13 protein-coding genes and 1 pseudogene are annotated in these 14,884 nt (G+C 43.7%); 10 read left to right on the top strand and 4 right to left on the bottom strand.

What is annotated here, in order from left to right; all coding sequences use genetic code 11:
• The first annotated feature begins 160 nt into the window (after positions 1 to 160).
• A complete protein-coding gene (locus L2748_RS18175; protein ID WP_220781960.1) occupies positions 161 to 1,687 on the top strand; it encodes a sigma-54-dependent Fis family transcriptional regulator in 1,527 nt (508 codons plus the stop codon).
• 192 nt (positions 1,688 to 1,879) lie between these two features.
• On the opposite strand, the gene L2748_RS18180 is transcribed toward L2748_RS18175, so the two are convergent.
• Positions 1,880 to 3,037, bottom strand: a complete 1,158-nt coding sequence (locus L2748_RS18180; RefSeq protein WP_220781959.1) for a porin — start codon at positions 3,035 to 3,037, stop codon at positions 1,880 to 1,882.
• A 465-nt stretch (positions 3,038 to 3,502) separates the two neighbouring features.
• On the opposite strand from L2748_RS18180, the gene L2748_RS18185 reads away from it, so the two are divergent.
• From L2748_RS18185 to L2748_RS18215, 7 genes are all read left to right on the top strand, one after another.
• Complete coding sequence (locus L2748_RS18185; RefSeq protein WP_220781958.1) at positions 3,503 to 4,765, top strand: efflux RND transporter periplasmic adaptor subunit; 1,263 nt, start codon at positions 3,503 to 3,505, stop codon at positions 4,763 to 4,765.
• A 19-nt stretch (positions 4,766 to 4,784) separates the two neighbouring features.
• Positions 4,785 to 5,024: a hypothetical protein gene (locus tag L2748_RS18190; RefSeq protein WP_220781957.1), complete on the top strand. Its 240-nt coding sequence runs from the start codon at positions 4,785 to 4,787 to the stop codon at positions 5,022 to 5,024.
• Between the two features lie 90 nt (positions 5,025 to 5,114).
• The gene (locus L2748_RS18195; protein WP_220781956.1) at positions 5,115 to 5,846 is read left to right on the top strand and encodes an ABC transporter ATP-binding protein; all 732 of its coding nucleotides are present in this window, start codon (positions 5,115 to 5,117) and stop codon (positions 5,844 to 5,846) included.
• A gap of 21 nt (positions 5,847 to 5,867) precedes the next feature.
• Positions 5,868 to 7,169, top strand: a complete 1,302-nt coding sequence (locus tag L2748_RS18200; RefSeq protein ID WP_220781955.1) for an ABC transporter permease — start codon at positions 5,868 to 5,870, stop codon at positions 7,167 to 7,169.
• 26 nt (positions 7,170 to 7,195) lie between these two features.
• Complete coding sequence (locus L2748_RS18205) at positions 7,196 to 8,407, top strand: ABC transporter permease (RefSeq protein ID WP_220781954.1); 1,212 nt, start codon at positions 7,196 to 7,198, stop codon at positions 8,405 to 8,407.
• Positions 8,408 to 8,612: 205 nt separating this feature from the next.
• Positions 8,613 to 10,043: a sigma-54-dependent transcriptional regulator gene (locus L2748_RS18210; RefSeq protein ID WP_220781953.1), complete on the top strand. Its 1,431-nt coding sequence runs from the start codon at positions 8,613 to 8,615 to the stop codon at positions 10,041 to 10,043.
• 90 nt (positions 10,044 to 10,133) lie between these two features.
• A complete protein-coding gene (locus tag L2748_RS18215; protein WP_220781964.1) occupies positions 10,134 to 11,408 on the top strand; it encodes a sensor histidine kinase in 1,275 nt (424 codons plus the stop codon).
• A gap of 58 nt (positions 11,409 to 11,466) precedes the next feature.
• On the opposite strand, the gene L2748_RS18220 is transcribed toward L2748_RS18215, so the two are convergent.
• From L2748_RS18220 to L2748_RS18230, 3 genes are all read right to left on the bottom strand, one after another.
• Positions 11,467 to 11,688: a DUF1272 domain-containing protein gene (locus tag L2748_RS18220; RefSeq protein ID WP_220781952.1), complete on the bottom strand. Its 222-nt coding sequence runs from the start codon at positions 11,686 to 11,688 to the stop codon at positions 11,467 to 11,469.
• An 81-nt stretch (positions 11,689 to 11,769) separates the two neighbouring features.
• Positions 11,770 to 12,342, bottom strand: coding sequence for a TetR/AcrR family transcriptional regulator (locus L2748_RS18225; protein WP_220781951.1), 573 nt, complete (start codon positions 12,340 to 12,342; stop codon positions 11,770 to 11,772).
• Positions 12,343 to 12,366: 24 nt separating this feature from the next.
• Complete coding sequence (locus L2748_RS18230; protein WP_220781950.1) at positions 12,367 to 13,797, bottom strand: coniferyl aldehyde dehydrogenase; 1,431 nt, start codon at positions 13,795 to 13,797, stop codon at positions 12,367 to 12,369.
• A 168-nt stretch (positions 13,798 to 13,965) separates the two neighbouring features.
• On the opposite strand from L2748_RS18230, the gene L2748_RS18235 reads away from it, so the two are divergent.
• Both L2748_RS18235 and L2748_RS18240 read left to right on the top strand, forming a co-directional pair.
• Positions 13,966 to 14,346, top strand: coding sequence for a SpoIIAA family protein (locus L2748_RS18235; protein ID WP_220781949.1), 381 nt, complete (start codon positions 13,966 to 13,968; stop codon positions 14,344 to 14,346).
• Between the two features lie 79 nt (positions 14,347 to 14,425).
• Positions 14,426 to 14,857: pseudogene (locus L2748_RS18240) on the top strand (universal stress protein).
• Positions 14,858 to 14,884: the final 27 nt, after the last annotated feature.

Raw genomic sequence — 14,884 nt, forward strand, 5'->3', positions numbered from 1 at the left:
TAGTTATAATGGCGGCTTGACCCCAAATGAATCTGAACGAAGATTTTGGAATACGTACAAGTCCGTGTCCAGTTTTACTTGACCACTACAAACAGGGGCACAGAAACATAAAAGATAATGAACTACCATCACGAAACTTCGTGGTTAACTCGAGATTTGAATGAAAGAGCAATTTTATTATCAAGCAACTCACTGCTTATGCAGTAGCTTGTCACTCGAGGTGGCACTGCAAAGTTACTACGACTTTGTTAAGCAACACTTGCCGATAGATGGCATTTTTTTGAATATTTATCGTCCAGAGCATGGCGATATTCAATTTTTATCCCATGTGAATGAACATCAAGCAGTTGCGCTGGACAAACAAGTGAAGATCTCTGATGAAATGGAAACCGGCCTAAAACAAAATGACCGGCCTATCATTCGCATTATTAATGATATTCAGCTTGATAAAGTGACCAGCTTTGTGGCACCACAGGTGATCCCTGAAATTGCCTCTGTCATATTACTGCGCATGGTCAGTGATAATACTCACCTCGGGGTGGTCGGGTTCTATTCTAAAAAGCCCGGGCAATTTAAACCTCTGCATGCGGATCTGATTGAGCCTCATAAAGATACGTTTTCATTAATTACCGCTTTTAACTTACGTGGTCGAAATTTACTGAGAGCAAACCAAGCGTTAAGCCTAGAAAACGATAATTTGAAGCGCGGTATTTTTGCCCCAGATGGTGTGGTGGGAGCTGACGGCGGTTTAAAAAAAGTCATGGTACAAGTGGATGCTATTGCGGCACTAAATACCAGTGTATTGATGCAAGGCGAAACCGGTTGCGGTAAAGAGGTTATCGCTAACGCGATTCATGCCAAGTCTAATCGTGCGGGTAAACCCTTTATTAAGGTCAATTGCGGCGCGATCCCTGATACGTTAATTGATTCTGAACTGTTTGGATATGAAAAGGGCGCCTTTACTGGGGCTGAAACCCGTAAGGCGGGTTACTTTGAGCAAGCTAATGGCGGTACGATTTTCTTAGATGAGATTGGCGAACTACCATTATCGGCGCAAGTGCGTTTATTACGAGTGCTGCAAAACAGCTCTATCACTCGGGTTGGCGGTTATGAGAGTGTTGATTTAGATATCCGAGTGATTGCAGCAACTCATAGAAACCTGCAGGCCATGGTGCATGACAAAACCTTTCGAGAGGATTTATGGTATCGCTTAGCGGTTTTTCCTATTGATATTCCTTCACTACGTCAGCGCCGCAGTGATATTCCTTTGCTAGTGCAACACTTTATTGAAATGTTAGCGGCCAAATTTAATTTGGATAAGTTACCTAGAGTGATGCCTGAGCAGCTAAGCATTTTAAATAATTACGCTTGGCCGGGTAATGTGCGAGAACTGATTAATGTGCTTGAGCGGGCGATAATTCAAAATCCAATGGGCCCATTGAGTTTTGATTTGTTGACGGCGGTCGTTAAAGAAGAAGTAGCAACTCCAAATGGGCAAACGATTATTGTCGACCCTAGTCATGCTAGCGATAAGCTGGTACCACTCGATATTATGATCAGTAAATACATCAACCATGCCATGCGCATAACCGGTGGTAAGCTCTATGGCCCTGGTGGGGCGGCGGAGTTGCTTGATGTTAACCCGAATACATTAAAAAGTAAGATGAAAAAGCTGGGTTTGTGTTAGTTGCTGCTGTATTTGATCTATTGATAGTCTAATAAAAAAACACTTCCTAGGAAGTGTTTTTTTATTGCAGGGAGCTTATGTTACAGGGGCATTGAGAATGATGAGAACTCAATAGTTTTGGGAACATGAGCTTGATTAAGTTGACTCAAACGCGCAGTAAAGGGGGAAAGCGCGTTTGAGTCATTGCGCTAATTAGAAGAAGTAACGAATACCAACAGAGTAGCTGTTGTCTTGTAGGTTTTCGTAGATCTTATCGTCCATGTCGCTAAAGTCGAATTTCGCTTCAGCAAACATAATGGTGTCGTTACTGTAACGGTAGTGAAGACCTGCTACCGCAAATTGACGTGTCCAATCACCTTTGATTTCAGTTGATGCATCTGTGTCTAAGTCTTGGTAAGACAACAAGAAGCTAGGCACAAAACCGTTTTCATATTGGTAAGCAATCATAAATTCACCGCCGGTTGAGTCATATAGCTCACCACCAACTAGCTCGTTCTGCTTACTTTTATGAGCGTTAAAACCAACATAGAAACCGTCTGCATCGCGGTTAGGCGCATATTGATAGAATGAACCGTACTGAGCACCAATACCGATGATTTCGTTAGTATCATCAACACGATTACCAGCTAACTCACCTTTAAAGTCACCACGGTTAATGGCGGCCAAGATCTTGAATTTGTCGCTGAAATGATAAGCAACGTTAGCGCCATAACTGGTATCAAAATCAACGTGTGAACCATCGTTAATTGGCTTGCCGTCTTTGTCATACAGTGCCACATCACCATTTTGTTTAGCTGCGTATTGCAGTGCAAAGCTTAAGTTGCCAAATGAGTTGCGGTAGATAAAGGCTGAATCCGCACGACCTGCGCCTGTCAGGCCGCCATCACCAAAGGTATAGGTACCAACAGAGTAACCCGTGTAAACGTTGAGTACGTCGGTAGTGTAGGCCACATCATAATAGACGCCCCACTGTTTACCGAACGTTAAGCTACCCCATTTGTCGTTAGATAGACCGACATAACCTAGACGGTTAAACAGGAAATCTGAGCTTTTTTCTGCGCCTAATTGACCGCCAGTGTAATTTAACGAATCATCGCTGGTCACCATATTGATGCCCCACTCAGTGTGAGCAAAGCTGCGCCAGCCATTTTTTTCTTGGCGGTCAAAGCGGAAACCTACACGAGAGAAGTTATCAACAACTGCGGTGTCGTGAGTGTCATTGATGGCTGCAAAACCTAACCAGCCCATCATTTTGATGCTGTTAGTTTGGTCATTGTAAATTTCAACCGCTTGGGCTGAACCTGCCATGAGTATGGATGGAATTAGCAATGCTAACAGTTTCTTATTCATATCATTTTCCCTATTTTTTATTTAACTAAAGCAAATTAGTTTTGAATTTCTTATTTATGGGGAGATAGAGCAGCTAGCATGCCAAGGCGTCAAATAGAGGGATTAACCGGAATAAGTTGGAGCAAGATCGACCAACCACGAAATATCGTTAAAGCAGACCTTTAAATATCGTGTTGAAAGTGAAATATCGTTGTTAATGCTTGGTTGTGGTTAAGAGAGTTTTGGGTTGTTTTTTATAAGGTGCTTATTGCGGACACTTATTGCTAAGCCGGACACTCTTTATTTAAAACGGACAGTTTTGAGTCCGCTTAGCGGACACTTAAGGCGAGTTTACATCCTAATCGCTAATCTAAGTATTTGTTTGTTCTTGGTTAAAATGTCGATATCTACTTTTGGCATAGAGATTGTATTAATAGACCTATCGTAAGCGAGTAATGCTTAGAACGGACACTTTAGGGAAAGAAGATGATTCAGGATACCAGCGGACAAGACACCATTAAGCAACAAAGTAAGGAGAGCAAGTTTAAGGGCCCAGCAATGCTTGGTATTGCAGCCTTGCTTGTTTCTGGTCTGGTTTGGTCGAGCATGGGGAGCGACTCAATCGCTACGTCTATCAAACGTTCTGAATTGCGATTTGCCACTTTAGAGCGCGGCACTTTAGTTCGCGATATTCCCACTACCGGCAAGATTGTTGCTGCCAATGCGCCAGTTTTATATAGCCCAGAGCAAGGCTCTGTCACGTTAATCGCTAAACCTGGCGACACTGTACTGCAAGGTGATGTGGTTGCCAGTATTGAAAGTCACAAGCTCACTAACAGCCTTAAGCAACAACAAGCCTTACTTGAGGGAATGAAAAGCTCTTTAGAACGTGCTCGCTTAGAAGCGCGTCGCCAACAACTCAAAGCGCAGCAAACTCTTGATATGGCTAAAGTTGATTTAGAAGCGGCTGATCGTGAAAGCCGCCGCGGTGATCAACTGATTGAGTCAAAACTGATTAGTAAAATTGACTTTGAAAAGAGCAAAGATGATCTGCATAAAGCCAAGCTGTTATTCGCTCATGCTGGTCAAGAAGCGCAGTTGATGAAAGACACCTTAACCTTCGAGCTTAAAAACACGGCTTTGCAAGTCGACCGTCAGGCCTTAGTGGTTAAAGAGTTAGAGCGTCAAGTGGCAGCGCTGCATATCAAAGCCCCTGTTGGCGGCATTATCGGTAATTGGCTCACTGAGCAAAAGGCACGTATTGGTCAAAGCCAACCGATTCTAACCGTTGTTGATTTAAGTGCGTTTGAAGCGGAGTTAGCCGTACCAGAATCTTACGCCGATGAGTTAGGCATAGGCATGGCTGTTGAGTTGAGTTTTGGCTCGATAACCGTAATGGGAGAGCTGTCTTCTATCTCACCTGAAGTACGCAATCGTGAAGTTACTGCAAGAGTCAGATTTGAGCAAAACGATACGCTACAGCTACGCCAAAATCAGCGTTTGTCAGCAAGAGTATTACTCGAGCACCGCCCTAATGTACTGATGGTAAAACGCGGCGCGTTTGTCACCAGTGGCGGTGGTCAGCAAGTGTATGTGATGCACGATGATATTGCCGCGCAAACAGCTATTCAGTTAGGTGCTCGCAGCATGAGCCACATTGAAGTAATTCAAGGCGGACAGGTTGGTGATGTTTGGGTGACATCAAGCATCGAGCCTTTTAAGAAAGCCGAACAAGTATTAGTCCGCTAGTCAGATAAGGGAGTAGACAATGATTAACAACAGACTTAACAAGCAACAAGTGATTACGGCAGCGATACTCATGCTGCTAGTGGCAGCGGTACAGGTTTCAACCGAAAGAGCGGGAGACTGGATGTTTATCGGTTTGAATTTGATTGAGATAGGCAGTGAAGCACCATTGAATTTAGGCAGAGTTTCAGAGGTGTCTTGCTTTGATGTTCAGCAATTAATTGTTAAGGCGATTGAGTGGCTGCTGGCAACGATAAACTAAGCAATATCATCAATGTTAATAGACATGTTTTAAGTAAAGATTAGCCATTTTATAACAGATTGGACTGACAGAATTAAGGGAATATCAACCATGTTATCAATGAAGAATATCAGCAAAGTATTTAAAACCGATTTAGTAGAAACCCACGCATTACGGGACTTTAATCTAGAGGTAAATGAAGGTGAGTTTGTTGCTGTTACAGGGCCATCTGGCTCAGGAAAGACGACCTTTTTGAATATAGCAGGTTTACTCGAAGGCTTTACCCACGGCGATTATTTTCTTGATGGCGTTAACATTTCTAATTTGAGCGATAACAAAAGCGCCGTGATTCGAAATGAGAAAATTGGATTTATTTTTCAGGGCTTTAATCTTATCTCAGATCTTAACCTAGCTGAGAACGTTGAAGTACCACTGCGATATCGCGGCTTTAGTGCCAAAGAGCGAAAGGTACGCGTGGAGCGTGCTCTTGAGCAAGTTGGCTTAGCGGCGCGGATGAAGCATTTACCTACTCAATTGTCAGGTGGTCAACAGCAGCGAGTGGCAATAGCTAGAGCACTAGCTGGTGAGCCACGTTTCTTATTAGCCGATGAGCCAACCGGTAACCTAGACAGCCTAATGGCACGTCAGGTGATGGAACTACTAGAGGACATTAACAAGGCGGGCACGACGATAATCATGGTCACCCACGATGCAGAGCTTGCTCGTCGAGCGCAGCGTAATATTCAGATTGTCGACGGCCAAGTATGTGACTTCACTATGTATCAATCGGGTCAGACAGATAATAAGACTCAATCTATTGCCGATGCTGTGTCAGTGGCTTAATGGTTTGCTAAGGAGAGCATAATGTTTTTTTACTATTTAGATCTCGCTTGGCGCAGCATTAAAAAAACGCCGTTTTTATCGCTACTCATGGTGTTAGCTATTTCGATTGGTATAGGCATTACCATTACCACATTGAACGTTTATAAAATGGCGTCAATTAATCCTGCTGGTGAGCGTTCATCGCAGTTGTTTGCCGTGCAGTTGATGAGCCAAGATAATAATTTTTGGGAGACGATTAACGAGCAAATCACTTATCAAGATGCTTATAACCTGAGTAAGAGTAAGGTGCCTGTCAGGCAAGCTGCGATGTTTAGAACCGGGCTTGCAGTGCAAACTGAAGATGTGAATGTTTCGCCTATTTTAGAGAGTGTAAGGGTGACCGAAGGCGACTTCTTTGCTTTGTTTGATGTGCCATTTGCCTACGGAGGTCGCTGGGACAAACTGGTGGATGAAGAGGGTGGCTACAAGGTGGTCATTAACGAGGAGTTGAACCAAGAGGTGTTTGGCGGTGGTGATAGTGTAGGTAAAACACTACTACTGAACCGTAAACCTTATCAAGTGGTCGGCGTTATAGAGAAGTGGAACCCAAGCCCTAAATATTACGATGTTAATAATGGTGCCTTTAATGACTCAGCCCGTGTTTATGTGCCTTTCTCGCTCGCGCCAATTGAGGAGTATGAAAGCTGGGGCAATAACCAAAGCTGGCGTCATGAAGATATACGCACCTATCAAGACAGGCTTAACTCTGAGATGCATTGGCTGCAATATTGGGTTGAGCTAGATACACCCGCTAAAAAACAAGAGTATCAACAATGGCTAGCAGCTTATGTTGAGCAACAAAAACTTATTGGTCGATTCAAGCGCGCAGATGCTCATGGTGAGATAAGCGATGTTGCTCAGTGGCTGAATTTTAATAACGTGGTTCCAGAAGATAACAAGGTGTTGGTTGGCTTAAGTGTGTTGTTCTTGGTGGTTTGTCTAGTGAATATGCTGGGATTGTTACTCGCAAAATTTTTAAAGCGAGCGCCAGAGGTTGGGGTAAGGCGAGCGATTGGTGCCAGTCGACTGCAAATTTTCTCACAGCATATCGTTGAAGTGGGCTTAATCGGGTTTTGTGGCGGGGCACTTGGGCTACTTTGGGCGTGGGCTGCACTGTACTTCTTATCGTCTAAGTTTGAACTTGAAGCATCGCTTGCGCAACTTGACCAAAGCATGTGGGTTATCGCACCTGTGATTGCCGTTTCTGCAGCCATTATTGCCGGTATTTATCCCGCTTGGCGCATCTGCAGTACTAACCCTAGTGTTTACCTCAAGAGCCAATAAGGTACAGAGTGAGAAAGGAGCTTACTATGTTGCAAATTAAACCTATTCTGAGCATGTTGACGCGCAGTAAAAGTGGACCATTACTGCTACTGGTGCAGATCATTCTGTCTGTTGCAATTGTTGCCAACGCGAGTTTTATCATTAAAGAGCGTGTAGGATTAATATCACGAGATTCGGGCATTGCTGAGTCTGAAGTTTTTGATTTAACAATTTATAACTTCGATGATGCCATCGATCCGAATAAGCAGAACCTGATTGATGTAGAAATCATCCGTAACCTTGACGGGGTTAAGGCTGCCACATCGAGCAGCATGACGCCACTCAGTGGTGGTGGCTGGTCTTCTAACTTCACCTATGGCAGCAGTGAAGAGGATCGCAAGGAAGCCCCTAACGCCGCGCTTTATTATGGTGATGAACAGATGATCCCGACCTTAGGCGTGAAGCTGATTGAGGGACGAAATTTTCACCCTGACGAGGTGAGTAGCGGTGGCCCTGAGCTGGCAAGTTTGGCCATAGTGTCAGCAGACTTTGCTAAAGATACTTTTGCTGATGAGACTGCTGTAGGTCAGATAATGTATCGCGGTAATATTGGCGAGCAACCCATTAAAATTATTGGTGTGGTCGAGCGTTTGCAAAGCGCTTGGGTGAACAACTCAAACATCAATCGCAGTGTGATCCTCAATACCGAATTGGGCAGATCTTTTACCCGATATTTAGTGCGCGCCGATGAGTCTGCCATTGCAGATTTAAAAGAAGCGATTCCTGCTGCGCTGCATGAAGAGCACCCGAACCGTGTCGTTCGAGGCTTTACAACTATCAAAGAGCACCGCAACAGCTCATATCGAGATCATGAGTTGATGGCAACTGTACTTTCAATGATGGTAGTGTTGCTGCTACTGATCACCTCGTTAGGCTTGGCAGGCATGGTGATGTTTAATATCGAGCGCCGTACCAAGCAAATTGGTACTCGGCGCGCATTAGGGGCTAAAAAGCGCGATATTGTGAGTTTCTTTTTAGTTGAAAACTACCTGATATGTTTAACCGGCGGGGGACTCGGCGCATTAATCGCCGTGCAGCTTGGTCAGCAATTAATGACGCTTTATAGCTTACCTAAACTAGAGCTTATTTATCCTATCGTCACTGTCGCAGGTTTGTTGGTTTTGACTACCATCGCGGTAATTTTACCCGCGCAAAAAGCGGCAAAAATCTCACCAGCAACAGCGACTCGCAGTGTATAGAATACTAAGTAAACGTACACTGAGTAGTTGTTAAATTCGAGCCAAATAGAGTGAGGTACTTTAACTCTGTTTGGCTTTCAGTTAGTTTGATAGCGGTTAATTCAGTCTAGCTAATTAACAACGGCTAATTGATAGAGCTTAGTAAAGAGCAGCAAACTCAATGCGGCAATTTAAGAATGACTAAAGGAGTAATAAAAAAGCGTTTATGGATACCATTCTGATTGTCGATGATAACCAAGCTGTGTGTAATGCATTGTCTTTAATGTTAGAGCTCAATGGTTACCGCACCCTTACCTGTTTATCGCCGGAAGTCGCCCTAGAGCTAGTACAACTGCATGACGTGGCGCTGGTGGTACAAGATATGAATTTCACTCAAGACACTACATCTGGTGAAGAGGGAAAAAGCCTGTTTTATGCTTTTAGGCAACAGCAACCAGACCTCCCCATTATCTTGCTAACAGCTTGGACCCAACTAGAGATTGCAGTTGAACTCGTTAAAGAGGGCGCAGCTGATTACATGGGTAAGCCTTGGGATGATGCCAAGCTGCTTAACAGTATTAATAATCTCATTTCATTGCATCGTTTATCTAAAGAGAATGCCCAGTTAAATCGAGTTGAAAGTCAGCGCATGGTGGCTATTAAAAATGCTGACCTCTGCGGTATTATTTTTAATAGCGGCGCCATGCAGCGCTGCGTAGATTTAGCATTACAAATCGCAAAATCTGATGTGTCAGTGTTAATTACTGGGCCGAATGGCGCGGGTAAAGACAAGCTTGCCGATATTATTCATGCTAACTCACCACTAAAAAATAAGCCGTTTATTAAGGTCAATATTGGCGCATTGCCGATGGACTTGCTTGAAGCTGAACTCTTTGGTGCTGAGGCGGGGGCTTTTACTGGGGCGACCAAGGCTAGAATTGGCCGCTTTGAAGCTGCCGATGGTGGCACCCTGTTTTTAGATGAAATTGGTAATTTACCATTGTCTGGGCAAGTTAAGCTGCTGCGGGTACTGCAAACTGGTGAGTTTGAGCGCTTAGGTAGCCATCAGACTCGTAAAGTGAATGTGCGGGTGCTTAGTGCCACCAATGCCGATTTAGCTGAAGATATTCAAACTGGACGCTTTCGGGAGGATCTCTTCTATCGCCTCAACGTCATTGAGTTGGCTTTGCCTGCGCTAAATGAGCGTAAAGATGATGTATTGCCATTAGTACAGCATTTTGTTGGAGCAGACTTTTCATTGTCTCGCCAAACGCAGCAAGCATTGCAAGCTCACCATTGGCCTGGAAATGTGCGTGAACTAGAGAATGCTTGTAAGCGAGCGGTTATTTTGGCGCAAAGCACTGCGTTAGTCGCAGCCGATTTTGGTTTAACAAGTGAGGCTGCAGTCAATACGGTTTTAGCGGAGGCGACTACTGAGGCGGTTGAACCGCAAGCGCGAACTCACAGCCAAAGCCAGCCAAACGAGCAGGTTAATAACGACCTTGTTGCGAGCCTAGAGTCAGTCACAGATGAAAAAGCTGATATCGAGGCGGCACTTGAACAGCATAAAGGGGTGATTGCCAGAGTTGCTAAGTCTTTGGGCTTGAGCCGGCAAGCGCTTTATCGCCGCATGCAAAAGTATCAAATTGATAAGTAGAACAGGAGTTCAGGTATCACAGTTTCATTAAGGATTAAGTTGATTGCTAGCGCGACTTTGGCGTGCGCAGCAGGGCTGTTGTTAGCGTTTATGGGATTGCTTTGGTTTGCGTCAGCCGAGGTACAACAAAGTATTGTTACTGAGTCTTGGTTATATTTGTTGCTATTTACATTGGCAATCTTATTAACCGCAGCGATAAGCTATGTTGGCACTCGTAGCCTAGCTTCTAGTCTGATGGCGTTAGAGGTTGGGCTACTTAACTTTAAAGATAACGATTTTAGCGTCAGCATTCCAGTAACGGGTGATAAGCAGTTGCAGGCTTTAGCCAATCTCTTTAATGACTCTGCGCAAACCCTACGTAAAGAGCGTCAGTATATTTATCAACGAGAGCTGCTGCTAGATAAAGTGATCCAAAGCTCGCCAAATGTAATGTTATTGCTCGATGATGAGCAGCGGGTGATCTATGCCAATGACGCCGCGCGGCATCTATTTTATGGCGGGCTTAGAGTCGAGGGGATGAAACTTGATGTATTGCTCGAAGGTGGATCTGCAGAGCTTATTAGTGCGCTCAATAATCCTAAAGATGGTCTGTTTTCACTAACAGATAACGCCGATGACGACGCGCAAACTTGGCATCTATCTCGAGGCCAGTTTTTACTTAATGGCCAATTCCATCATCTTATCTTGCTTAAACAGATGACGCGCGAACTTAACCGCCAAGAAGTTGCAGTGTGGAAAAAGGTTATTCGTATTATCAGCCACGAACTCAACAACTCGGTGGCCCCTATAGCCTCTATGGTCAACTCTGGGCGGATGATCACTAAAGACTTGAATGACCCTAAATTACAGCTCATCTTCGACACCATTGAAGACCGAACAAGTCATTTAAGCCAGTTTATCTTTAATTATGCCCGCTTTGCTAAGCTACCTTTACCGAGTAAATCTAAAGTTGATTGGCAAACGTTAACGGCACAGCTAAAGCAACATTATCAATTTGAATTACTCGGGGAGCGACCAACAACTGAGGTGTATTTTGATCTTATTCAAATGGAACAAGTATTACTTAATTTGCTCAAAAATGCTCATGAGTCAGGCTCTGAGGTTTCTAAGGTCACGCTAGAGATAAAACAGGCTAATCAACCTAATAGCCCACAAGAGTTATGCATTGAGGTTAAGGATGCGGGATCTGGTATGTCAGCCGATGTGTTAAAACAAGCCTTACTGCCATTTTATTCAACTAAACAGTCAGGAACTGGCTTAGGTTTGCCATTATGCCGTGAGATTATTGAATCCCACGATGGACGAATTAGCCTGCATAACCGTGATGAAAAAGGTTTATGTGTCAGTGTTTGGTTGCCACAATAGGCTATAAATTATAAAGCCAGCATTATTGCTGGCTTTAGTGTTCCGGTTGATGTTTTGTTTAGCTAAAAAAGCTATTTTTCAACTCTGCTGCAGGTACCTTAAATGGCTCGATTAATCTTGGCGGTCTAAGCACCAGTGCACCTTGGCAATTTTTGCAGACAAAATGTAGTTCTTCACTGCAACTTTTACAATAAGTGCATTCAAATGAGCAGATATAGGCAACGTCTTTACGAGCCAGTTTCGCTCTACATTGTTCGCATTCGGTTTTCATTCTCAGCATATATTCACTCCTTTGAATATGACATCAACAACACAGTAACGGCTATAAGGCTCATCCATGAGTTTGTTAAAAATGACCTCGCTAGGCCTTCATTGCGTTCCAAAACATTGAAAAGCTAGCCTGTTTATATATTTCATCTTGCCACTTGTTAGGGTTATCGAGAAAATATCGTGTAGCAGCTAAATATTGACCATGACAACTCTCTTGCATCAAGGATGGCGGATAATCTGCTAGTTCGCCTGTTTTTTTGCCGCGTAATATAAGTTCACCCATGAAACTTAATATGCTGTTCATTGCTTGTTGTCTGATCTCTGATGGGATCGATGGCGACATAGAGTACTGCTGAAAAAACTCTTGTTTTAATGGGTTAGATAACGCCCAATTGATTGCGACTTGCCACAGGTGCTGCGTATCAGCTTTCAAATCAGATTGTTGATTGATTTGTGATGTTATGGCGTCGGCAAACTCTTGCTTAATAGACAAAAAAAGTTGCTGCATTAATTCATCTTTTGACGAGAAATGATGAAATAACGTACCGGTAGCCACGCCAGCTTGTTTAGCGATAGAAGCGGTAGAAGTGGCATAAAACCCTTGGCTGACAAAGAGCGCTAAGGCTGTATCTAGTAGCGCTTGCTTTTTATCGGTGCGACTCATTGAATAGTTAGTCCTGCTATCTAGTTAACGTAAAAATAACTTCATCAGCAAACGTTGAATAAAGCTGCCATATGGCGGATGAACAAGCTTACCAGTATTGAGATACTTGCCGCGACTCAGCACTGTTTTAGCGTGACTTAAGGTTAAAAAGCCCTCTTTACCATGGTAATGCCCCATACCTGATGGACCAATACCACCAAACGGAGCGTCATCTGCAGCAACGTGAAATACGGTTTCATTAATGCAAACTCCACCTGAGTGGGTGTGGGCGAGTACCTGTTTTTGAACCTGACTATCGAAGCTCATTAAATAGAGTGCTAATGGGCGTGGACGCTGGTTAACATAGGCGATGGCTTCATCTAAGTTATCATAAGGGATCACGGGTAATAGTGGCCCAAAAATCTCCTCTTGCAGTAACAACATATCATTAGAGCTATGTTGAATCAGTTGCGTCGGCACTTTACGCTTATCATGGTTTATCGGTTCATCATTGGCACTGATGATACTGGCGCCTTTGTTCTTGGCGTCTTCAAGTACCTGCATGATGCGGTCAAATTGGCGCTGATTAATCACGCTGCCGTAATCAGGGTTGTCGCTAACCTTGTTACCATACATGCTGGTAAATTTGGTTTTGTAGGCTTGGATAAAACGATCGAGTTTAGCCTGAGGCACTAGCACATAGTCCGGGGCAACACAGATTTGACCGGCATTAAGGCATTTACCATAAATCATGCGTTCAACTGCAATATCCATATCAATGTCATCTGCCACTATGACAGGCGACTTACCACCAAGCTCTAATGTAACTGGCGTAAGATTATCTGCTGCAGCTCGCATAACATGGCGACCTACAGTGGTTGAGCCGGTAAACAGTAAATGATCGAAAGGCAGCGATGAAAACTCCGCTGCAACCTCTGCTTCACCTTCAATACAGACCACGTGAGAGTCATCAAACACGCTATTTAGCATGGCTTTAATCACTTGGTTAGTTTCTGGAGTAAATTCAGATAACTTAATCATGGCGCGGTTACCGGCAGCTAGAGCGGTGATAAGCGGTCCGACAGATAACATAATCGGAAAGTTCCACGGCACGATAATACCTACAACACCTAGAGGTTGATAATGCACTTTAACTTTTGCGGGAGCCAGCAGCAGTCCTGCATGACGAGAGCTAGGCTTCATCCATCTTTTAAGGTGCTTAAGACTGTAATTGATGTTGTTAATGCAAGGCATGATATCTGAAATCATGCTGTCATCGACTGAGCGGTTACCGTAATCACGGTTAAGTGCTTCAACCAACTCTTGCTGATAAGCCAAGATAGCAACCTTGAGACTTTTAAGGTGTTCAATTCTCGCATCGTAAGCTGGAGCGGGTTGTGCCATATAGCAACTACGTAACTTAACGAGTACCTGACTAAGTGGCGCCATTGTTTTATTGTCGATATGCATGTTCATTAACCGAGCTCCAGAATGTTGTTAAATTAACCGACTGATTAGTCGGTCTAAATATAATGAAGTTTTTATGAAAGATCAAATACCGATACAAAACGTGATCAAGGTCAAATTCATTTATCGCTAACGTCCTAAAATTAAGGTAGGTACTTAGTATGCTAAGGAGTAAACATGAGTGTTGAAACACATGGTATATCAGTAGGAATTGAGCGCAGTGGCAGCAAGTTCTATATGACATTTGTTGCAGTAGGTAAGCTCACCCATGAAGATTATCAATACATGGTGCCTATGCTGGAGTCAGCAATTGCAGGTGTTGATGAGCCTGAGATTAATGTACTTGCAGATATTACCGAGCTTGAAGGCTGGGAATTAAGAGCGGCTTGGGATGATTTAAAAATAGGTATCGCCCATGGGAAGTCTTTCGAAAAAATCGCTATCGTTGGTGAGGGTAAATTACAGCAATGGATGGCGAAAATAGCTGATTGGTTTACCCCTTATGATGCTAAGTTTTTTGATAGCAAAAAACAGGCGCGTGAGTGGCTTAATGACTAATCTTATTAGATGAGCAAAAGGGTTTGCTATTGCAACGAGTGATGCTATTCGAGCTGATTAACCTTTGGAGATACTGATTATGCGTACACGTCAAATCTTATGCCCAACAGACTTTTCTGAAACCGCGAGCCACGCTCTAAAATATGCGATTGAAATGGCGAACTTATATCATGTTGGTCTACGTATCGTGCATGTCATTGAGCAGCCAATGGGAGTGGATAATTACCAAATACTTACAGTGACGCCGCAAGAGCTGGCTCAAAGCATGTAGGATTCGGCGGCAGAGAATATGAAGCAGTTATTAACAGAGTTAAAGAGCGATCTTTCTGTAGAGTCGGTTATTCGACATGGCAGTGCGGCTGAGCAGATTTTAAAAGAAGCCGAGGTGTCTGAGGGAGGAATGATTGTGATAGCCAGCCATGGGCGTACAGGGCTTTCACATTTTCTACATACCAATGTTGCTGAAGCAGTGGCTAATCGCGCTGAATGTCCGGTGTTGGTGGTAAAATAAAGCAATTGAAAGCGCGTTAAAAAGTGA

The organism is Shewanella sairae (assembly GCF_023283535.1).
GTDB classification, from domain to species: Bacteria; Pseudomonadota; Gammaproteobacteria; order Enterobacterales; family Shewanellaceae; genus Shewanella; species Shewanella sairae.